This is a genomic window from Actinoplanes regularis (genome assembly GCF_900188005.1).
GTDB lineage: Bacteria > Actinomycetota > Actinomycetes > Mycobacteriales > Micromonosporaceae > Actinoplanes > Actinoplanes regularis.
The window spans coordinates 485,675-505,743 of sequence record NZ_FZNR01000001.1 but is presented as its reverse complement, the minus strand read 5'-3'; the positions used below and the strand labels follow the sequence as shown (position 1 = coordinate 505,743).

General features: G+C 71.2%; 18 protein-coding genes. 10 read left to right on the top strand and 8 right to left on the bottom strand.

Annotation, left to right across the window (positions count from 1 at the left end):
• Window positions 1–53: 53 nt before the first annotated feature.
• Together CHC09_RS02160 and CHC09_RS02155 are read right to left on the bottom strand one after the other, a co-directional pair.
• Window positions 54–752: an ArsR/SmtB family transcription factor gene (locus CHC09_RS02160; protein WP_089291214.1), complete on the bottom strand. Its 699-nt coding sequence runs from the start codon at window positions 750–752 to the stop codon at window positions 54–56.
• Window positions 753–802: 50 nt separating this feature from the next.
• Complete coding sequence (locus tag CHC09_RS02155) at window positions 803–1,792, bottom strand: LLM class F420-dependent oxidoreductase (RefSeq protein ID WP_089291213.1); 990 nt, start codon at window positions 1,790–1,792, stop codon at window positions 803–805.
• A 112-nt stretch (window positions 1,793–1,904) separates the two neighbouring features.
• Here CHC09_RS02155 and CHC09_RS02150 point away from each other — a divergent pair, with 112 nt between their 5' ends.
• The 3 genes from CHC09_RS02150 to CHC09_RS02140 are packed head-to-tail and all read left to right on the top strand — an operon-like array spanning window position 1,905 to window position 5,617.
• Window positions 1,905–2,879 (top strand): ABC transporter ATP-binding protein, encoded by a 975-nt coding sequence (locus CHC09_RS02150; protein WP_089291212.1) that lies wholly within the window; start codon window positions 1,905–1,907, stop codon window positions 2,877–2,879.
• Entirely contained in the window at window positions 2,876–5,017 is a 2,142-nt protein-coding gene (locus tag CHC09_RS02145; protein WP_239138089.1) for a YhgE/Pip domain-containing protein, read from the top strand. The genes CHC09_RS02150 and CHC09_RS02145 overlap by 4 nt, the downstream gene beginning before the upstream one ends.
• Window positions 5,018–5,032: 15 nt before the next feature.
• Window positions 5,033–5,617, top strand: a complete 585-nt coding sequence (locus CHC09_RS02140; RefSeq protein WP_089291814.1) for a TetR/AcrR family transcriptional regulator — start codon at window positions 5,033–5,035, stop codon at window positions 5,615–5,617.
• On the opposite strand, the gene CHC09_RS02135 is transcribed toward CHC09_RS02140, so the two are convergent.
• From CHC09_RS02135 to CHC09_RS02115, 5 genes are read right to left on the bottom strand one after another with little or no spacing between them, the layout of a single operon-like run.
• Window positions 5,618–6,673 (bottom strand): ABC transporter permease, encoded by a 1,056-nt coding sequence (locus tag CHC09_RS02135; protein ID WP_089291210.1) that lies wholly within the window; start codon window positions 6,671–6,673, stop codon window positions 5,618–5,620.
• Window positions 6,670–7,563, bottom strand: a complete 894-nt coding sequence (locus tag CHC09_RS02130; protein WP_089291209.1) for an ABC transporter ATP-binding protein — start codon at window positions 7,561–7,563, stop codon at window positions 6,670–6,672. The genes CHC09_RS02135 and CHC09_RS02130 overlap by 4 nt, the downstream gene beginning before the upstream one ends.
• Window positions 7,564–7,623: 60 nt before the next feature.
• Window positions 7,624–8,283 (bottom strand): response regulator, encoded by a 660-nt coding sequence (locus CHC09_RS02125; RefSeq protein ID WP_089291208.1) that lies wholly within the window; start codon window positions 8,281–8,283, stop codon window positions 7,624–7,626.
• Window positions 8,280–9,548, bottom strand: a complete 1,269-nt coding sequence (locus CHC09_RS02120; protein ID WP_089291207.1) for a sensor histidine kinase — start codon at window positions 9,546–9,548, stop codon at window positions 8,280–8,282. Before CHC09_RS02120 ends, CHC09_RS02125 begins: the two co-directional genes overlap by 4 nt.
• A gap of 10 nt (window positions 9,549–9,558) precedes the next feature.
• On the bottom strand, window positions 9,559–9,936 hold the full coding sequence (locus CHC09_RS02115; protein WP_089291813.1) for a MerR family transcriptional regulator: 378 nt from the start codon (window positions 9,934–9,936) through the stop codon (window positions 9,559–9,561).
• 677 nt (window positions 9,937–10,613) lie between these two features.
• Here CHC09_RS02115 and CHC09_RS02110 point away from each other — a divergent pair.
• The 7 genes from CHC09_RS02110 (at window position 10,614) to CHC09_RS02080 (ending at window position 19,735) form a co-directional block, all read left to right on the top strand.
• Complete coding sequence (locus CHC09_RS02110) at window positions 10,614–12,146, top strand: amino acid permease (RefSeq protein WP_089291206.1); 1,533 nt, start codon at window positions 10,614–10,616, stop codon at window positions 12,144–12,146.
• Between the two features lie 12 nt (window positions 12,147–12,158).
• A complete protein-coding gene (locus CHC09_RS02105; RefSeq protein WP_089291205.1) occupies window positions 12,159–13,505 on the top strand; it encodes a glutamine synthetase family protein in 1,347 nt (448 codons plus the stop codon).
• A gap of 16 nt (window positions 13,506–13,521) precedes the next feature.
• Complete coding sequence (locus CHC09_RS02100) at window positions 13,522–14,883, top strand: aldehyde dehydrogenase family protein (RefSeq protein WP_179276920.1); 1,362 nt, start codon at window positions 13,522–13,524, stop codon at window positions 14,881–14,883.
• Entirely contained in the window at window positions 14,884–15,648 is a 765-nt protein-coding gene (locus CHC09_RS02095; RefSeq protein ID WP_089291203.1) for a 3-oxoacyl-ACP reductase, read from the top strand.
• A gap of 145 nt (window positions 15,649–15,793) precedes the next feature.
• Window positions 15,794–16,486 carry a gamma-glutamyl-gamma-aminobutyrate hydrolase family protein gene (locus tag CHC09_RS02090; protein ID WP_089291202.1) on the top strand — a complete coding sequence of 231 codons (693 nt, stop codon included), beginning with the start codon at window positions 15,794–15,796 and terminating at the stop codon, window positions 16,484–16,486.
• Between the two features lie 17 nt (window positions 16,487–16,503).
• Entirely contained in the window at window positions 16,504–17,244 is a 741-nt protein-coding gene (locus CHC09_RS02085) for a gamma-glutamyl-gamma-aminobutyrate hydrolase family protein (protein WP_089291201.1), read from the top strand.
• Between the two features lie 79 nt (window positions 17,245–17,323).
• A complete protein-coding gene (locus CHC09_RS02080) occupies window positions 17,324–19,735 on the top strand; it encodes a SpoIIE family protein phosphatase (RefSeq protein ID WP_089291200.1) in 2,412 nt (803 codons plus the stop codon).
• On the opposite strand, the gene CHC09_RS02075 is transcribed toward CHC09_RS02080, so the two are convergent.
• Entirely contained in the window at window positions 19,719–20,036 is a 318-nt protein-coding gene (locus CHC09_RS02075; protein WP_089291199.1) for an STAS domain-containing protein, read from the bottom strand. The genes CHC09_RS02080 and CHC09_RS02075 overlap by 17 nt on opposite strands.
• Between the last annotated feature and the right edge of the window lie 33 nt (window positions 20,037–20,069).

Genomic DNA, 20,069 nt, shown 5'->3' with positions numbered 1-20,069 from the left:
AGTCCAGCCGCTGCTCGAAGCCGTCCAGCCACTGTTCGAGGCTGTCCAGCCGCTCAGTCGAGGTCGGTGAGACCGAGCAGCTCGCGCAGGGCCGACCTACCCGACGGCGTGACGCGTACCGCCCGCCCGGAGCCGATCCGGTTCACCCACCCCCGGGTCAGGAACGTCTCGCACACCCGGGCCCCGGCCAGCCCGCCCAGGTGCGGCCGGCGTTCGGTCCAGTCGAGGCAGGCCCTGGCCAGCGGCCGGCGGCCCGCCTTCAGCTGGGCGGGCGCCACCCCGAGCCGGTCGATCAGCCAGGTCACACCGTCGCCGGTGACCGCGAACCCGCCCGCTTGATCGAGCAGCCCGGCACCGGTCAGCGCGTCGGTGACCGCTACTCCGAGCCGGCCGGCCAGGTGGTCGTAACAGGTGCGCCCGCGCCGCAGCGCCGCGTCCGCGGTGGCCGCCCGGAGCCCGCGTGCCGGCGGCGTCACCGGCTCCAGCCGGGCGCTGATGTCCTCCAGCAGCCCCGCGACCGAGGGGTCGGCGAGCCGGACGTACCGATGCCGCCCCTGCCGGGCCTCGACCAGCAGCCCGCCGCCGATCAGCCGGTCCAGATGCCCGGTCGCGGTCGACCGGGCCACCCCGGCATGCGTGGCCAGCTCTCCGGCGGTCCAGGCCCGCCCGTCGAGCAGGGCCAGGCACATCGCCGCTCGGGTCCGATCCGCCAGCAGCGCCGCGAACGCCGCCAGTTCCGAGGCGTCAGTCATGTCCCCATTGTTCGGCGGCGACACTTCGGTCCCCACCGAACCTTTCGGGCCTAGGAGTCGCCGCGGCCCAGGGCGCTGATCAGGGAGGTGAGCGCGGAGAGGCCGCCGCGTTCCAGCTCCGGCGTCGGGAGCAGGGCCATCACCGGGATCGTCACGCCCGCGTCGGCGTACGCCTGGACCCGCGCCCGCACCTCGTCCGGGGCGCCGTGCACCACCAACTCGTCGACCAGCGAGTCCGGGATCGAGGCCAGCGCGCCCTTCCGATCCCCGGACTCCCACGCCCGCCACATCGGGGTGAGCGCCTCCTCGCGGCCCAGCCAGCGGTGGAAGGCGGCGTACGCCGGAACGGTCAGGTACGACGTGATCAGCCGGCGCCCGACGGCCCGCGCGTACGCGGCGTCGTCGGTCGGGACGACGAAGATGCGGGTGGCGACGGCGAAGTCCGGGCCGGCCGCCTTGGTCTCGGCCAGTGCGGTGTGCACGTCGGCGGCGGAGAGCCAGTTGAGGATCACCCCGTCGGCCTCGGCCGCGGCCAGGTGCAGCATCTGTGGGCGCAGTGCGGCGAGCAGGATCTGCGGCGGGACGGCCGGCGGTCGCTCCAGCCGGAACCGTTTGACGGTGAAGGTCGGGAACTCCTGGTCGATCAGCTCACCAGAGAGCGCGGCGCGCAGGAATCGGAGCATGTCCCGGCTGCGGGCGAACGGTTTCACGAAGTCGGCGGCGTTCCAGTCGCCGGCCACCACTGGTGAGGAGGCGCCGATGCCGAGCTGGAACCGGCCGGGCGCGGTCTCGGCGAGCGCGGCCGCGGTCATCGCCAGCAGGCCCGGTCCACGGGTGTAGACCGGGGCGATCGCCGTGCCCAGCCGCAGCCGGGGCTCCCAGGCGGCGGCGAGGGCGAGTGGCGTGAACGCGTCGGTGCCGGCCACCTCGGCGGTCCAGGCGTCGGTGAAACCGGCGTCTGCCAGGGCGGGGAAGACGGCGGCGTGGTCGGCCAGCGGAACGCCGCCGAGCGGCACGGTGAGGCCCCATCGCATCGACATGACCTTGATCCTGCCGTCCGCACCCGCGTGATGTCCACCACCCAGGGCTTCCGGGCGCCCGCGACAGGGTAGGTTTTTGTACTGACCAGTCAGTTTAGTTCGAGGAGTCTTGATGCCGGTGCTGAGTGCCACCGGCGCCGGGGTGCGACACCGCCGGCGCTGGCTCCTGCGAGAACTCGACCTCGTGGTCGAGCCCGGCGAGACGGTCGCGATCGTCGGCCCGCCCGGTAGCGGGCGGACCAGCACCCTGCTGGCGCTGGCGCGACGGTTGCGGTTGTCCACCGGCCGGGTCTCCCTCTCCGGTACGGCCGCTCTCGGTCACGTGGCCGGCGTCGACGCCCCGGAGCCGGTCCTCACCGTTCTCGAGCACGTCCGGGAACGGCTCGCGCTGCTCGGGCGTCCGCGACGGGAAGCCGCCTCGGTCCCGCTGTACGGCCTCGACCCGAAGCTGCGCGGGCGGGACCTGACGCCGTACCAGAAGCAGGTTCTGGGTCTTGTCCTGGCCCGCCTGGCCCGGCCCGCGGTGATCGCCCTCGACGGGGTCGACGCCGGTCTGGACGCGCGGGAACAGGCCGAGCTCTGGGGCCTGATCGAGGCGCTCGTCGCTGACGGCCCGGCGGTGCTGGTAACCGCGCGTGCGGTCGACCCGGCCCGGGTCTCCCGGGTGGTCCTGCTGAACGACCCGCAGTCGGCTGAGCCGGGGCGCGCCCAGGTGTGGTCCGCGGAGGAGTACGCCGCGAGCCTGATCGACCCGCCAACCCCCGCGCTCGCGCGCGAAGAGGAGCCCCCCGGTTCCGTGGCTGAGCCGGAGGAAGCGGAGGAGCCGGCGGAGAAGTCCGGTTCCGTGGCTGAGCCGGAGGAAGCGGAGGTGCCGGCGGAGAAGCCCGGTTCCGTGGCTGAGCCGGAGGAAGCGGAGGTGCCGGCGGAGAAGCCCGATTCCGTGGCTGAGCCGGAGGAAGCGGAGGAGCCGGCGGAGAAGCCCGATTCCGTGGCTGAGCCGGAAGAAGCGGAAGACGCGGCGGAAGCCCGCGACGAGAGCGAATCGGACACCGGGGCCAAGGCCACCGGGGAGCAGGGGGAATCGTGACCAGGTTTGCGGCGGTCTTGCTGGCCAGGCTGGAACTCCGGCGTTTCATGCGGAGCCGGCTGACGGCGGCCGCGCTCGCGATCCTCGCGGTCGTCCCGCTGCTCTACGGGGCGCTCTACCTCTACGCCTTCTGGGATCCCTACGGCAAGCTGAACCACATCCCGGCGGCGCTGGTCATCGAGGATCAGCAGGTGTCGGACCAGGACGGCAACGCGGTGCACGCCGGCCGGGATCTGGCCGACAAGCTGATCGAACGGCAGGTCTTCGACTGGCACGTCGTCGACGCGAAAACCGCGGAAGCCGGATTGAGGGACGGCGAATACCACATCGAGCTGCGGATCCCCGCGAACTTCTCCGGCAGTCTGGTGGACGCCCCGGACGCCGTTTCCGTGCCGGAGAACGCGCGGTTGAACGCGATCTCCGACGACTCCACCAACTACCTCTCGGGCGTCTTCGCCCGCACCGCGTTCAACGAGGTCCGGGCGGCCGCGAGTGTCAGCGCCTCGGCGAAGTACTACAACCAGATGCTGATCGGCTTCACCGACCTGCGGACGCAGACGGAGAAGGCCGCCGACGGCGCCGGGCAGGTCACGGACGGGGCCGGCAAGCTGCACGCGGGCGCCGCGAAGGAGGCGGCGGGAATCGACGCCGCCCACGACGGCGCCGGGCAGATCGCCGGCCACCTGGACGCCGCCGGCCGTGGCGCCGACCAGCTCGCCGACGGGCTGAACCAGCTCGAGACCGGTGCCGCGCAGCTGGCCGCCGGCACCGCCCAGGCGGCTGACGGCGGGCGCAGGCTGGCCACGGCGGTCGACGCCGCGACCGACAAGGTCGAACCGATCCTCCGGGACAACGCGGAAACCATCGCGGAGTCCGCGACCCTGGTGGCCGACGGCGCCGACACGTTGGCGAAGAACGTCGGCGCGATCGACGAGGCCGCCGATCAGGCCGTTCAGGACGCGAAGGACCTGCAGAAATATCTGAACGGGCTGCCCGAGGGGACCGACGGCCTGGCCGAGGCGAAGCGCCTGGCCGCGCGCCTGGTCAGCGACGCCGAGCGGATCCAGCAGAGGGTTGACGCCGCCGACCTGGACGGGCTGAGCGCCCGTCTCAAGCAGGTGGCGAAGACCGCGCGCGCGGTCGCCGCGGCCGCGCCGCACCTGGCCGACGACGTGGCCGGCGCCCGCGCGCAGGTGGACCAGCTGGCGAACGGCCTGGACCAGCTGGCCACCGGGGCGAAGCAGCTGAGCACCGGCACCGCCAAGGCCGCGGACGGCGCGACGGAGCTGAAGAACGGCGTCTACCGGCTGGCCGGCGGGGCCCACCAGGTCGACAACGGCCTGACCAAGCTCTCCACCGGCGGGCACCGGATCGCCGACGGCCTGGCCGGTCTCCAGGACGGCGCCCGGCAACTGGCGGACAAGCTGGCCGACGGGGCGGACCAGATCCCGGCGTACGACGACGCCGGCTCGCGCTCGGACATCCTGGCCGACCCGGTCTCCCTGGACCGCGTGGTCCGCAACCCGGCCGGCACGTACGGCGTCGGTTTCGCCCCGTACTTCCTGGCCCTCGCCCTCTGGGTGGGCGCGATGATCAACTACATGCTGCTGCGCCCGCTGAACCGGCGGCACCTGCTCTCCGGCGCTCCCGCGCCCCGGGTCGCCCTGGCCGGGCTGCTGCCCGGTGTGGTGATGGGCATGATCCAGGCCGTCCTGCTCTACGTCGTGGTCCACTTCGGCCTCGGTCTCACCCCGGTCCACCCGTGGGTCAGCCTCGGCCTGCTGCTCGGCACCGCGGCCGTCTTCGCCGCGATCATGCAGCTGACCGGCGCGGCGCTCGGCGCGCCCGGCCGGATCGTCGCGCTGGCCCTGCTGATGCTCCAGCTGACCTCGTCCGGCGGAACCTATCCGGTGCAGACCACGCCGTGGTTCTTCCAGGCGATCCACCCGCTGTTGCCGATGACGTACGTGGTGGACGCGATGCGGCACGCGATCGACGGCGGCCTCACCGGGCCGATCGTCCACGGCGCTCTGATCCTGGGTGGCTTCGGGCTGGCCGCCTTCCTGCTCACCATCCTGCTGGCCGGTCGGCAGCGCCGGATGCGCACCGCGGACCTGTACCCCGACCTCGTCCTTTAACCTGTGCTCGTGGCGATGGACGGGCGGAGCCGGCGCCGGGGTGACACCCGGCAGCGGCTGTACGAGGCCGCGGTGGAGCTGATCGCCGAGCGGGGTTTCTCGGCGACCACCGTGGACGACATCGCCCTGCGCGCGAACGTCGCCAAGGGCACCGTCTACTACAACTTCAAATCCAAGACCGAGCTCTTCGAGGAGCTCCTGCGGCACGGCGTCGGCCTGCTCACCGAGGAGTTCCGGGTCGCGGTCGAGGGGCTGCCGCCACGCGAGGCGGTACGGGCGCTGGTCCGGGCCCAGCTGGCGTACATCAAGCGGTACCGGGCCTTCGCCCAGTTGCTGGTCTCCGAGATGTGGCGGACGAACCGGGAGTGGCAGCAGACCCTGGTCCTGCTCCGCGAGCAGGCGATCGGCGTGATCGCGGAGACGGTCCAGGCCGGGGTGGACTCCGGCGACCTCCCGGCCGACCTGGACGTGCGGGTCGCGTCGGCGGCCCTGTTCGGGGTCGGCCTGGTGGTCGCCGTGGACTGGCTGGTCTTCCAACCGGACCGCCCGATCGAGGACGTCGAGGAGTCCATGCTCGCGATCGTCCGCCGCGTCGCCTGATCAGGAGCGCCGGAGCGCCGCCAGGAACGACGTCTTCACCTGGGTCTTCAGAAGCGATGCCGAGTAGACCCGGGCGCCCACGGCGAGCATCCCCAGCGCGGTGATCACCAGCAGGGCCAGTGCCACCACCGGCTCCCAGATCGGGACGCCCCCGTCGAAGAGGCGGATCGGCATCGCGAGCGGTGACGAGAACGGCACGAACGAGAGGACCCGCATCGCGACCCCGTCGTGCGGAACGCTGAGGACCGCGAAGAACGGGATCAGGACCAGCATCTGCACCGGCGTCGTGGTGCTGGCCAGTTCCTCCTGGCGGGAGGCGAGCGCGCCCACCCCGGCCCAGAGCGAGGCCAGCATGACGAAGCCGACGACGAAGAACGGCAGGAACCAGCCGATCGCCGGCAGGACCGCGGAGAGCAGGCCGGGGGCGGCGTCGGTGACGCTCATACCGACGATCGCGACCACGGCGAGCAGCGCCACCTGCGCGAAGGCGAGCAGGGTCAGCGCGACCACCTTGCCGGCCAGCAGGGCCCGGACCGGGACGCTGGAGACCAGGATCTCGACGATCCGGGTCTGCTTCTCCTCGGTCACGCTCTGCGCGATCTGCATGCCGAACGTGAACGAGGTGAAGAAGAACAGCATCGCGAACGCGAGCGGCACCATCACCTTCAGGACCGGATCGACCTCGCTGGTCTCCAGCAGGCGGACCGGCGGCTCGGTGCTGAGCGCCCGCACCACGTCGCCCGGGCGATCGTCCTTGGCGACCACCTCCGGGCCGGGCAGCACCGCCGCGTCCACCTCCCCGTCCCGGACCAGTTGCTCGGCGGTGGCGGCGTCCGGGACCACCTGGACCTCCAGCCCGTGCTCCTGGAGCACGCTGACCGAGGCGCTGTCGACGACCGCGACCTTGTCCGGGCCCCCGTTGAGCAGCGAGGGCAGCATGATCGACGCGAGCACGATGACCAGGAAGATCCCGGTGCCGATCAGGAAGGCCTTGTCGCGCAGCTTGACCCGGAGCTCCCGGGCGGCGACCAGCTTGGCGGCCTCGAATGTGGTCACTGGATCACCTCTCGGAAGATCTCGGCGAGCGAGGGGCGGACCGGGCCGAACGCGTGCACCGGGCCGCGGTCCAGGGCGGCGTGCAGCACCCGCTGGTCGTCCGCGCCGGGGTCGAGGTCGAAGACGGCGTGCCGGCCGTCCAGGTCGATCAGGGTCACGCCGTCCTGGTCGCGCAGCCAGCCGGCGTCGGTGCCGACCTCGATGGCGTAGCGCGGGAGGGTGTACTGGTCGCGCAGTGTGGCCCGGTCGCCGGCCGCGCGGATCGCGCCGTCCGCGATGATCACCAGGTCGTCGCAGAGACGTTCCACCACGTCGAGCTGGTGGCTGGAGAAGAGCACCGCGGCGCCGCCGGCGGCCCGCTCGCGCAGCACACTCACCACGTTGTCGACGGCCAGCGGGTCGAGCCCGGAGAACGGCTCGTCCAGGACCAGCAGCTCCGGGTCGTGCACGAGGGCGGCGGCGATCTGCGCGCGCTGCTGGTTGCCCAGCGACAGCTTCTGCACGTGGTCGTCGGCCCGTTCGGCCAGTTCCAGGCGCTCCAGCAGGGCCATCGTGCGGCGGCGCGCCTCGGCGGCGCCCAGCCCGTGCAGCCGGCCCAGGTAGACGACCTGCTCCAGGACGGTCATCTTCGGGTAGAGGCCGCGCTCCTCCGGCATGTAGCCGAAGCGGTGCCGGATCTCCTGGTCGAGCGGCTCGCCACGCCAGGTCACCGTGCCCGAGTCGGCGGCCAGTACGCCCAGGATGATCCGCATGGTGGTGGTCTTGCCGGCGCCGTTGGCGCCGACGAATCCGGTCAGCCGCCCGGTCGACACGGTGAACGACACGTCCTTGAGGACCTGCCGATCACCGAACGACCGGTCGACCGCGTCGACGGTGAGAACGGTGTTCATACCATTGACGCTAGGCTTTCCGGCCGTCTCCGGCGTCCGGCACGAGAAGGACGGCGCGGGTCATTCCCGCGAAGGACGAACCACACCCATCTCGTACGCGAGGACCACGGCCTGTGTGCGGTCCCGCGCGCCGAGCTTCATCAGGACGCGGCTGACGTGCGTCTTCACCGTCGTCTCGCCCAGCCGCAGGGCGGTCGCGATCTCCGCGTTCGTCGCGCCACCGGCCAGTTCGACCAGCACCTCGTGCTCGCGTGGGGTCAGCTCGTCGAGCCGCACGGCCGGCTCCGGCGTGCGCTGCCGGGGCGCGCTGAACTCGGCGATCACCCGCCGGGTCACCGCCGGGGCGAGCAGCGCGTCGCCGGCCGCGAGGACTCGAACCGCCTCGGTCAGCGCCTCCGGCGTGCCGTTCTTCAGCAGGAATCCGCTGGCCCCGGCCTGCAACGCCGCGAACAGGTAGTCGTCCCGGTCGAAGGTGGTCAGGATCAGCACCGACGGGCCGCCCGCGGCGGCGATCCGGCGGGTCGCCTCCAGGCCGTCCATCCCGGGCATCTCGACATCCATCAGTACGACGTCGGGGCGCAGCCGCAGCGCCATCTCGACCGCCCGGGCGCCGTCGGCGGCCTCGCCGACCACGGTGATGTCGTCCTCCATCTCGAGGATGACCCGGAACCCCGAGCGCACCAGCTGATGGTCATCCGCAAGCAGGACGGTGATGCTCACGCGGTGGTTCTCGCCTTCTGGTAGGGCAGCCGGGCGCGGACCCGGAAGCCGCGACCGCCACGGCGGCCGTGTTCCAGGGTGCCGTTGTGCACCGCTACCCGTTCCCGCATCCCGATCAGTCCCATCCCGTTTCGTCCCGCTCCGGTGCCGCCGTGCCCGTCGTCGGCGATGTCCAGCTCCAACTCGTCGGCCAGGTATCGGATCCGGAGATCCAGGGTGCCGGCCCCCGAGTGCTTGAGCGTATTGGTGACCGACTCCTGCACGATCCGGTAGGCCGCCTGGGAGAGGGATTCGGGCAACGCGACCGGATCGCCGTACGTGCCGAAGTGAACCTCGAGCCCGGCCTCCCGCGCGCGTTCGACGATCTCTTCGACCCGGTCGATCCCGGCGCCCGGCGCCGTGTCGGTCTCCGCCTCGCTGGAGCGCAGCGCGCCCAGCATGCGGTGCAGCTCGTCCACCGCGGTCCGGGCGCCCTGCTCGATCGCGATCAGTGCCGGGGCTGCCTTCGCCGGATCCTTCTCCAGGGCCCGGCGGCAGGCGGAGGCCTGGATGCCCATCACCGAGACGTGGTGTGCGACCACGTCGTGCAGCTCCCGGGCGATCCGCACGCGCTCGTCGAGGACCGCGCGCCCGGCGGCCGCCGCCTGGGCCGCGCGCAGCTCCTCGGCCTGCCGCTGCAGCTGGTGCCGCCGCCACACCGCGTGCCAGGCGGCGTCACCCATCAGGTACGTGAAGGCGAAATAGACGATGTTCTGCAGGTAGCCGAGGAAGATCGCCGACCAGAGTTCCGGCAGCTCACCGGAGCTGCCGGAGAGGTTCGCCGACACGGCGTCGTGGTACAGCGCGTAGGAGACGGTCAGCCAGCCGAACATCACCGCGATGATCAACAGCCGGAGGTTGCGGGCCCGTTGCCGGTCCTGCCCCCAGGCGCCGAGGGTGTAGATCGCGGCGCACAGGGCGTACGTGGTGACCACCTGCTCCGGGGAGAAGCGGACCTGGCCGAGGATGAAGCCGACCGAGATCAGTGCGGCGACCAGCTCGGGGGCGCGACGGCGCCAGGCCAGCGGCAGGGTGGTCAGCACTGCCCAGAAGATCTGCTCGCCGACCACGGGAGATCGCTCGTTGTCCAGATATCCGGCGCTGCGCAGCAGGAAGAGGCTGAAGACGGCGACGGCGGCGACCGATACGCCGACCCACAGGTCGGTGCGGCGCTGCTTGGCGGTCGGTCCCGGCCGGCGCCACTCTTCGACTTTCCACGATGGCATGCAGAGACGATTACATGTTCTGTCTCGGGGTGGTGTCGCGGCGGGTCTGGATCGGGATGCTGGCGTCCTCGCCGGGGCCGAGTTTGCCGCCCAATGCCCGGATTCGCCGGTGCGCGGCGGCCAGGCGGTCTTCCAGGGTGACGATCCGGACGGCGGCGGCCAGCAGGAAGCCCTGGTCGAGCAGGATCCGGACCCGGCCGGCGAGGTCGAGTTGGTGGCGGGAGTAGCGGCGGTGGCCGCCGGCCGAGCGTTCCGGTTCGATCAGGCCGGTGCCGTCGAGACTGCGGAGAAAGGCCGGTGTCACACCGATCAGCTCGGCGGCCCGGCCCATCGTGTACGCCGGGAGGTCGGCGTCGTACGAGTTCCTGGGCTCCGGGTTGCTGGGCATCGTCTCCCCATGCAAGTCCAAGGCCCCGGCGGGTAACCGGGGCCCTGGCTTTTCAATTCTTGTGCCGACTTTCACTGGCCGGCGCAGGTGGTCGACCGGCTGCGTGCCGCTAGCAGTCGACCGGAGTGATGGGCATCGGCTGCGATCACCTCTTGTCGGGTCGGGGACGTCGTGATTACGCGTTGCTGCGGTATCTCGTCCTCCTTCTCCAACTCAGCGGCTGTGCCAGTTGCGTTGTCGGCCGTGACCGACCCCGCAAACATAACTCTCTTTGGGGCTGATTTCTAGAGTCGCCACTGTAGATTTTTTAGGGCAAAAGTCAGACTGAGCTGCGATAACGCAAGGGGCGGTCAATCCCTGCAAGGGGCTTCACTCGTGTTGCAAGAGCGTGCTGGGGATCGTGGGGGCAGCGATGCGGGGCGGGCGCTTCGCGGCCCGAGGGCCGCGTGCGGAGAGAGAGGTGACCGCGCCCCGCATCGCCGCGGGAAGGTTGTCGACAACCTGGACGAGCGAAGCCTGCCGAGGGATTCGCGATCGCCCTGATGACGTAAAGGCTCGCATCGGAGAAACCTCAGCGGCAACGCAATTAACGCTGATCATTGACGTCCGTAACACAGCGGAGCGATCATCACCGATACCAGTGGCTCAGGTCACACCTTCGGCAAGGGAGCTCGCGCATGAGCACTGAACCAGCCGTTACCGCCAGCGACGAGGAACGCCTCGCGCAACTCGGATACAAGCAGGAACTGCACCGCCGGTTGTCCGGTTTCTCGAACTTCGCCGTCTCCTTCTCGATCATCTCGATCCTGGCCGGCGCGATCACGTCCTATGTGATCGCGATGAACGCCGGTGGACCGTTCGCCATCACGATCGGCTGGCTCCTCGTCGGCGGCATGGTCACCCTGGTGTCGCTGGCGATGGCCGAGGTCTGCTCGGCCTATCCGACCGCCGGCGCGCTCTACTGGTGGGCCGCGGCACTGGCCAAGCGGAACAAGGCGGCCTGGGCCTGGTTCATCGGCTGGTTCAACTTCCTCGGCGAGGTCGCGGTCACCGCGGCGATCGACTTCGGCGCGGCGATGACCACCGCGGCGTTCCTCAGCCTCACCTTCGACATGGAGGTCACGCCGGGCCGTACCTTCCTGATCTTCCTGGTCATCATCGTGGTGCACGGCCTGCTGAACACGTTCGGCGTGAACCTGGTGCGGGTGCTCTCGGACGTCAGCGCCTGGTGGCATCTGGTCGGCGTGGCGGTGATCGTCGTACTGCTGACCGTGCTGCCGGACCAGCACAAGCCGATCTCCGAGGTCTTCTTCGAGGTACGGAACGCGACCGGGTTCGGCTTCACCGGGGCGACGGTCTACGCGGTCCTGATCGGACTGCTGATGGCGCAGTACACCTACACCGGGTACGACGCCTCCGCGCACGTCGCGGAGGAGACCCACGACGCGGCGAACGCGGCGCCCCGCGGCATCGTGCTCTCCGTGGTCGTCTCGGTGATCGCCGGGTTCGTGCTGCTGTTCGCGATCACCTGGTCCATCCAGGACTACGAGGCCGAGGCGGGGACCGCGCTCGGGCTGCCACCGGCGCAGATCTTCATCGACGCGGTCGGGCACGACGTCGGCACGTTCCTGCTCTTCATCTGCATGGTCGCGCAGTGGTTCTGCGGGATGGCCTCGGTCACCGCGAACTCCCGGATGTCGTACGCGTTCGCCCGCGACGGCGCCCTGCCCGGGTCGCGGATCTGGAAGCGGGTCAACCCGCGCACGGGCACACCGACCAACTCGATCTGGCTCTGCGTGACCATCTCGACGATCCTGGTGCTGCCGTCGCTCTGGAACACCACGGCGTACGCGGCGGCCACCTCGATCGCGGTGATCGGCCTGTACATCGCGTACGTCGGCCCGGTCTTCCTGCGCCGCCGCAACACGGACTTCCAGGTCGGGCCGTGGAACCTGGGCCGGTGGAGCGCGCCGATCGGCTGGATCTCGATCGTCTGGGTCGGCGTGATCTGCGTTCTGTTCGTTCTACCCACGGCCGGCCCGATCACGGCGAAGAACTTCAACTACACCATCGTCGCGGTGGCGATCGTGGTCGGCGGCGCCACGATCTGGTGGTTCGCGGGGGCGCGGAAGTGGTTCACCGGCCCACGTTCGAACCTGCTGGAGGCGTCCGCACAGGGTGAGCCGACGATGCCGACGGCCAACGACTGATAGGACTGATCCATGGATCTCGAGGACCTCGACGTAGCGCTCGGCAACGGCTCCATCGACACCGTTCTGCTCGCCCTGACCGACATGCAGGGGCGGTTGCAGGGTAAGCGGCTGCACGGCCGGTACTTCATGGACGAGGTGGTCAGCGGCGGCAGCGAGGGCTGCAACTATCTGCTCGCGGTGGACGTCGACATGAACACCGTCGACGGCTACGAGATGTCCTCCTGGTCCACCGGTTACGGGGACTTCGTGATGCGGCCGGACTTCGCGACGCTGCGGCCGGTGCCGTGGCAGCCGGGCACCGCGCTGGTCCTCGCCGACCTGTTCGACACCGCGGGGGAGCCGGTGCCGGCCTCCCCGCGGCAGATCCTGCGCCGCCAGCTGGACCGGCTGGCGGCGCACGGGCTGACCGCCTTCGCCGGGACCGAGCTGGAGTTCGTGCTCTACCGGGACACGTACGAGCAGGCTTTCGCGCGACGGTACCGCGACCTCACCCCGGCGAATCAGTACAACGTGGACTATTCGCTGCTCGGTACCGCCCGGGTCGAACCGCTGCTGCGCCGGATCCGCAACGACATGTACGGGGCCGGTCTGCTCCCGGAGAGCGCCAAGGGCGAGTGCAACTTCGGCCAGCACGAGATCGCGTTCCGCTACGCCGACGCGCTCACCGCCGCCGACAACCACGTCATCTACAAGAACGGGGCCAAGGAGATCGCCGCCCAGGAGGGCATGGCGCTGACCTTCATGGCCAAGCCCAACGAGCGGGAGGGCAACTCCTGCCACATCCACTTCTCGCTGCGCGGCGAGGACGGGCGGTCGGCGATGCTCGGCGACGGGCCGGCCCATCTGAGCGTGACCGGGCAGCGGGTGCTGGCCGGGCTGCTCGCCACGATGCGGGAGTTCAGCCTGCTGTTCGCGCCGAACATCAACTCGTACAAGCGGTACCAGCCGGGGTCGTTCGCGCCGACCGCGCTGCGGTGGGGGGTGGACAACCGGACCTGCGCGCTGCGGATCGCCGGGCACGGGCAGGGGATGCGGGTGGAGAACCGGGTTCCGGGCGGGGACGTGAATCCGTACCTGGCGATCGCGGCGCTGGTGGCCGGGGCGCTGCACGGCATCGAGAGCGAGTTGTCCCTCGAGGAGGAGTTCGCCGGAAACGCCTACCAGGACGCGACGGCGGAGCGGGTGCCGAGCACCCTGCGCGAGGCGACCGATCTCTGGGCGGCCAGTTCGACAGCGGAAGCCGCATTCGGGGCGGATGTGGTCGCGCACTACGCCAACATGGGCCGGGTGGAGCTGGCGGCCTTCGACGCCGCGGTGACCGACTGGGAACTACGTCGTGGATTTGAACGCCTCTGAGTGTGAGGATCTTGGCGTGGGGACTACTGACGTGATCGATCCGGCGACCGGTGCGGTCTTCACGACCGTACCGTCGCTGGATCTGGCCGAGACCGACGCCGCGATCGAGCGTGCCCGGAAAGCTTTCGAGAGCTGGCGGGCGGTCGCTCCGGGCGATCGCGCGCGGTTGCTCCGCCGCTTCGCGGCGGTGGTCGAGGACCACCTCGAAGAGCTGGCCCGCTTGGAGGTACGCAACGCCGGCCACACCATCGGCAACGCGCGCTGGGAGGCCGGCAACGTCCGGGACGTGCTGAACTACTACGCCGGCGCGCCCGAGCGGCTTTCCGGCCGGCAGATCCCGGTGGCCGGTGGCCTGGACGTGACGTTCCATGAGCCGCTCGGCGTGGTCGGGATCATCGTCCCGTGGAACTTCCCGATGCCGATCGCCGGCTGGGGTTTCGCCCCGGCCCTGGCGGCCGGCAACACGGTCGTGCTGAAGCCGGCCGAGCTCACCCCGCTGACCGCGATCCGCCTCGGCGAGCTGGCCCTGGAGGCCGGGCTGCCGGAGCACGTCTTCCAGGTGCTGCCGGGCAAGGGCAGCGTGGTGGGGCAGCGGTTCGTCACCCACCCGGCGGTCCGCAAGGTCTGCTTCACCGGTTCCACCGAGGTCGGAAAGTCGATCATGGCGGGCTGCGCCGACCAGGTGAAACGGGTGACCCTGGAGCTGGGCGGGAAGTCCGCGAACATCGTCTTCGCGGACGCGGACCTCGAGGCGGCGGCGAACGCTGCGCCCGGGGCGGTGTTCGACAACGCGGGCCAGGACTGCTGCGCACGGTCGCGGTTGCTGGTCGAGGCTTCGGTGTACGACAAGTTCCTCGCCCTGCTGGAACCGGCCGTCGCGAGCTTCCGGGTATTGGACCCGTCCAGCGAGATGTCGGAAATGGGGCCATTGATCTCTTCCGGTCAGCGCGACACCGTCGCCTCGTATGTGACGGGCGCCGACGTGGCGTTCCGGGGTTCCGCGGACTTCGAGAACGGCTGGTGGTTCCCCCCGACCGTCCTTCTCGCCGCATCGCCCGCGGACCGGCATTGGCGCGAGGAGATTTTCGGCCCGGTGGTCAGCGTGCTCCCGTTCCGGGACGAGGCGGAGGCGGTCCGGCTGGCCAACGACACCGAGTATGGCCTCTCCGGCTCCCTGTGGACCCGTGACGTGGGCCGTGCGCTGCGGGTCTCCCGCGCGGTGGAGAGCGGCGCGCTGAGCGTCAACAGCAACTCGTCGGTGCGGTACTGGACCCCGTTCGGCGGGATGAAGCAGTCCGGCCTGGGCCGCGAACTGGGTCCGGACGCGCTGCTGTCGTTCACCGATGTCAAGAACGTGTTCATTTCGATGGGGGCTTGAGTGGAGCGTCTGCAGGACCGGGTCGCCGTGATCACCGGTGCCGGTAGTGGAATCGGATTGGCGACTGCCCGGCGGTTCGCCGCGGAAGGCGCCTTCGTGGTCTGCGTCGATATTTCCGCCGAGGCCGGCAAGGCGATCGCGCAGGAGGTCGGCGGTGAGTTCGTGGCCTGCGACGTCAGCGACGAGGAGCAGGTCAAGGCGCTCTTCGACGGCGTCGTGGAGCGGCACGGGCGGGTGGACATCGCGTTCAACAACGCCGGTATCTCGCCGCCCGACGACGATTCGATCCTGGTCACCGGGATCGAGGCGTGGGAGCGCGTTCTCAAGGTCAACATCACCAGCGTCTTCTTCTGCTGCAAGTACGCGATCCCGCACATGCAGCGGCAGGGCAAGGGCTCGATCATCAACACCGCGTCGTTCGTGGCCCTGCTCGGGGCGGCGACGTCACAGATCGCGTACACCGCGAGCAAGGGCGGGGTGCTGGCGATGACCCGGGAGCTGGGCGTGCAGTTCGCCCGGGAGGGCATCCGGATCAACGCGCTCTGCCCCGGACCGGTGGCCACCCCGCTGCTGCTGGAGCTCTTCGCCAAGGACCCGGAGCGGGCCGCCCGCCGCCTGGTGCACGTGCCGATGGGCCGGTTCGCCGAGCCCGAGGAGATCGCCGCCGCGGTGGCGTTCCTGGCGAGCGACGACGCGTCGTTCATGACCGCGTCCCAGTTCGTCGTCGACGGCGGTATCACCGGCGCGTACGTAACTCCGCTTTAAAAGGTTTAGGCCCCTCCGACCAGGGAAGAAAGCTCCGTGCAGGGGTCGGATCCCTGTTTCGGACGGGACCCGTCGCGCGGCGTCGAATTACCGGCGCCGCGCGTCTGTGCCGGACGAACCGGTGGGTGGTGGCTACGGTTGTGCGATGCGTCCGATCATCGGGATAACGACGTACGTGATGCCGGCCTCCTGGGGCGTCTGGCGGGACCTGCCCACCGCCCTGCTTCCACACGACTACGCCGCCGCGGTCACCCGGGCCGGCGGCCGCGCGGTCCTGATTCCCCCCGATGACCAGGACACCGACGTGCTGCGAGTGCTGGACGGCCTGCTGATCTCCGGCGGCCCGGACATCTCGCCCGGGCTGTACGGCGAGGAGCCCGGCCCGCACACCGTCATCCACCCAGAACGGGACGAGGCCGAGCTGCTGCTGCTCCAGGCCGCGCTCGACCGCGACCTGCCGATCCTCGGCGTCTGCCGGGGCATGCAGCTGCTGGTCGCCGCGCACGGCGGCACCCTGCACCAGCACCTGCCCGACGTGCTCGGCCACGAGCGGCACCGCGTGGCGCCCGCCGTGTACAGCCGGCACGACGCCGTCTTCACGCCCGGCAGCCGGATCGCCGAGCTGATGGGTGCGGACGTGGCCATCAACTGCTTCCACCACCAGGGGGTCGCCGACCCTGGAAAACTGGTCGTTACCGGCCGGGCCGAGGACGGCCTCCCCGAGGCGGTCGAGGACCCGGACCGGCGGTTCCTGCTCGGTGTGCAGTGGCACCCCGAGGTCGGCCGCGACCGGCGGATCTTCGGTGCACTGGTGGCGGCCGCGGCGCAATCCAGCTGAAGGAGTGACGCATCCTCATGCGCAGACCGCTGATCGGCCTCACCTCGTACGCCCAGCACGTGCAGTTCGGCCGCAACGACATGATGGCCGGCATGCTGCCGATGAACTACGTCAAGGCGGTGCACGCGACCGGCGGCCGGGCGGTGCTGGTCACTCCCGACGATCCCGGCACCGACGTGCTGGAGTCCCTGGACGGCATCGTGTTCACCGGCGGCGGCGACGTCGACCCGGCGCACTACGGCGCCGAGCCGCACCCGCAGACCGAAGTGGACGCGATCCGGGACGCCGCCGAGCTGCTGCTGATGCGCGCCGCTCTCGACGCCGACCTGCCGGTGCTGGGCGTCTGCCGGGGACACCAGGTGATGGCGGTGGCGACCGGCGGCGCGCTGCACCAGCACCTGCCCGAGCTGATCGGCCACGACCGGCACCGGGCACACGCCGGCACCGACCCGCTGGCGGCCAGCGCCGGTGACTACGGCCGGCACGACGTCGTGATCGCGGAGGACTCCCGGGCGCACGACCTGTTCGGCCGGCACGTCAGCGTCAACTCGTTCCATCACCAGGCGGTGGCCGACCCCGGGGAGTTCGTGGCGACCGGCTGGTGCCCGGACGACCGGGTCATCGAGATCATCGAGCATCCCGGGCGCCGGTTCGCGCTGGGCGTGCAGTGGCATCCGGAGCGGACCGCGGACCTGCGTGCCTTCGTGGCACTGACGGAGGCGGCCCTGATCGATCGCAAAGTGGCCGCGGTGGTGTAAAAAGGCGGTTCCGGCGGGCCGGTGTTAACGTGCGTCCAAGCCGGCTTTCCGGTCACCCGACCCCCACGGGAGGCTTTCGATGGGCGCCCTGCCGGCCCGGCTGCGCACCGCCTTCGAGCGTGGCGGCGAGATGGGCCGGCGGATGGCCGCGCTGGACTGGTCCGCCTCACCGGCCGGTGACCCGTCGACATGGCCGCCGGAGCTGGTCGACGCGGTGGTCACGGCGCTCGCGTCGCGGGCGCGGATCTGCGTCTTCTGGGGACCGGAACACGTGGTGCTCTACAACGACGCGTACCTCCCGGTGCCGGGCGCCGGGCATCCGGCCCATCTGGGGCGGCCCGGCCGTGAGCTGTGGGCCGAGTCCTGGGATCGGATCAGCGGCCCGTTGCGCCGGGTGGCCGAGACCGACGCGGCGGTCCGCGCCGACGACCTGCTCCTGACCATCGAGCGGAACGGTTCCGTGGAGCAGGCGTACTTCGACGTCTCGTACGCCCCGATCCGGGCGGCGGACGGGTCGGTCTCCGGGTCCACCTGCATCGTCACCGAGACCACCGGGCGGGTGCTGGGGGAGCGGCGGCTGCGCACGCTCGCCGCGCTCGGCCGTCGCCTGACGGGTCTCGCCGATCCGTCCGCGCTGGCCGCCGCGGCCGCCGAGGTGCTCGGCGGGAACCCGGACGACGTGCCGTACGCCGCCGTGGTGCTGGATGACCAGGACACGCACCCGGCGATCCGGAAGGTGATCGCGGCTGGGCGGCCGGGCCGGGTGCCGCTCACCGAACTGGCGAGCGGCACCGGTGCGGCCGTCGCGGAGGAGGCGCTGGCGTTGCCGATCGACGTCGGCGCGGAGACGGTCGGCGCGCTGGTCGTCGGCGTCAACCGGCACCTCACCCTGGCGGGTGACTACCGGGACTTCCTGGAGCTCGCCGCCGCCCAGATCGCCCGGGCGGTGGCCGGGTTCCGCGGCTCGCCCACCCCGATCGGCGGCGAGCCGGCACGCGGAACCGGCCCGCGGTTCCGGGCCGACGGGGGTGCCGACGGTGCCGCCGACGCCGCCGACCTGCGCGACCACGTCGCCCGGCTGCGCGGGCTGGTCGACGCCGCGGTGGCGCTGAACACGGTGGCCGGGACCGTCGAGGTGCTCGACGTGGCGGCCCAGCACGTGCGGGCGATGACGTCGGCCGGCCGGGTGGTGGTGACCGCCCCGGAGATCCGGGCCGAGCGGGACGGCGGTGCCGCCGCGGCGGCCGAGCCCGACGTGGTGCTGCCGTTGCCGGACACCGCCGGGGCCGCGCTCGGCGAGCTGCGGGTCTGGGCCGGGCCGGACGGGCCGGTCGAGCCGGTGCTGCTCACCCAGCTGGCCCGGCTGGTCGGCCTGCGGCTGGCCGGCGCGCGGCTCTACGAGACCGAGCACCGGATCGCCCGTACCCTGCAGCACAGCCTGCTCCCGCAGTCCCTGCCCCGGATCCCCGGAGCGGTGGTGGCCAGCCGGTACGTGGCCGGCAGCAGCGAGGCCCGGGTCGGCGGTGACTGGTACGACGTGATCGCCGTTCCGGACGGCCCGCTCTACCTGGTGATCGGTGACGTGGTCGGCAAGGGCGTGCAGGCGGCCGCCGCGATGGGCCAGCTGCGCAACGCGCTCCGGGCGTACGTCCTCGAGGGTTTCGACTGCGGACCGTCCCTGAGCCGCCTCAACCGCCTGGTGGACACGCTCGGCCGGCGGCAGTTCGCCACGGTCTTCTGCCTGCGCTTCGACCCGCGCACCCGGGTGATGCGCTACTCCTCCGCCGGTCACCCGTCGCCGATCGTGGTCACCCCCGGTGAACTGGGCACCTTCCTGCACCGGACGGCGCTCGGCCCGCCGATCGGGGCCCTCGGTGAGGTGCCCTACCCGACCCGGGAGGTCCAGTTGGCCCCCGGCGACCGGCTGCTGCTCTACACCGACGGGCTGGTCGAGGATCGGACACAGGGCATCGACAGCGGGCTGAGCGAGCTGACCGCGGACGTGGCCAAGCCCACCGAGCACGTGGAGGACCTGCTGGACACCCTGCTGGCGAAGGCGTCCCGGCAGGTCCGCCGCGACGACATCGCGCTGATCGCGCTGGAGGTGACCGAGCCGCGCGAGTTCGTCCTGCGCCTGCCGGCCGATCCGAACCGGCTCAGCGTGCTGCGCAAACGGCTGGACGACTTCCTGGCCGCACACTCGGTGCCGGAGCCGGACCTGTTCGACCTGATCGTCGCGGTCTCCGAGGCGGCCGCGAACGCGATCGAGCACCCGATCGAGCCGAGCGAGCCCTGGATCACCGTGGAGGCGTCCATGCACGCGGACGCGATCGTGGTGACCGTGCGGGACACCGGGCGCTGGCGGCCGGCGACCGACCCGGGGTTCCGCGGGCGCGGGCTGGCGCTGATCGGAGCGCTCACCGAGTTCTCCGTTCACCGCTCCCCGGAGGGGACGGCGGTCACGCTGCGACGGCCTATCCGACCGGCCTGAGCCAGGGCTGCCCACCGAGGCCGGAGATGTCCAGCACGCGGTGGACCCGGTCGGACGGGATCACCTCGAACGTGTCCGGGTAGCGCTCGGCCAGCAGGATCAGGGTGTGGATGGCGGCCGAGTCGAAGAACGTCACCGCGCGCAGGTCGATCGTGGCGCCGGTGATCAGCTCCGGGGTGGCGGCCCGGAAGAGGGCGTCGGCCGTGGACATGTCGACCTCGCCGGCCACCGTCACGGTGACCCGGTCGCCGGAGACCGCGATGGTCGCCGAGAAAGCCGGGTCCTGGCCGTCTTGATCCACCGACCCACGATTTCACAGCGTGCCGGGGGCGGC

Bases quoted from the DNA above. Each gene is read 5' to 3' on its own strand.
- CHC09_RS02160 (WP_089291214.1), bottom strand. From the start codon at position 752: ATGACTGACGCCTCGGAACTGGCGGCGTTCGCGGCGCTGCTGGCGGAT.
- CHC09_RS02155 (WP_089291213.1), bottom strand. From the start codon at position 1,792: ATGTCGATGCGATGGGGCCTCACCGTGCCGCTCGGCGGCGTTCCGCTG.
- CHC09_RS02150 (WP_089291212.1), top strand. From the start codon at position 1,905: ATGCCGGTGCTGAGTGCCACCGGCGCCGGGGTGCGACACCGCCGGCGC.
- CHC09_RS02140 (WP_089291814.1), top strand. From the start codon at position 5,033: ATGGACGGGCGGAGCCGGCGCCGGGGTGACACCCGGCAGCGGCTGTAC.
- CHC09_RS02130 (WP_089291209.1), bottom strand. From the start codon at position 7,563: ATGAACACCGTTCTCACCGTCGACGCGGTCGACCGGTCGTTCGGTGAT.
- CHC09_RS02120 (WP_089291207.1), bottom strand. From the start codon at position 9,548: ATGCCATCGTGGAAAGTCGAAGAGTGGCGCCGGCCGGGACCGACCGCC.
- CHC09_RS02115 (WP_089291813.1), bottom strand. From the start codon at position 9,936: ATGCCCAGCAACCCGGAGCCCAGGAACTCGTACGACGCCGACCTCCCG.
- CHC09_RS02110 (WP_089291206.1), top strand. From the start codon at position 10,614: ATGAGCACTGAACCAGCCGTTACCGCCAGCGACGAGGAACGCCTCGCG.
- CHC09_RS02105 (WP_089291205.1), top strand. From the start codon at position 12,159: ATGGATCTCGAGGACCTCGACGTAGCGCTCGGCAACGGCTCCATCGAC.
- CHC09_RS02090 (WP_089291202.1), top strand. From the start codon at position 15,794: ATGCGTCCGATCATCGGGATAACGACGTACGTGATGCCGGCCTCCTGG.
- CHC09_RS02085 (WP_089291201.1), top strand. From the start codon at position 16,504: ATGCGCAGACCGCTGATCGGCCTCACCTCGTACGCCCAGCACGTGCAG.
- CHC09_RS02080 (WP_089291200.1), top strand. From the start codon at position 17,324: ATGGGCGCCCTGCCGGCCCGGCTGCGCACCGCCTTCGAGCGTGGCGGC.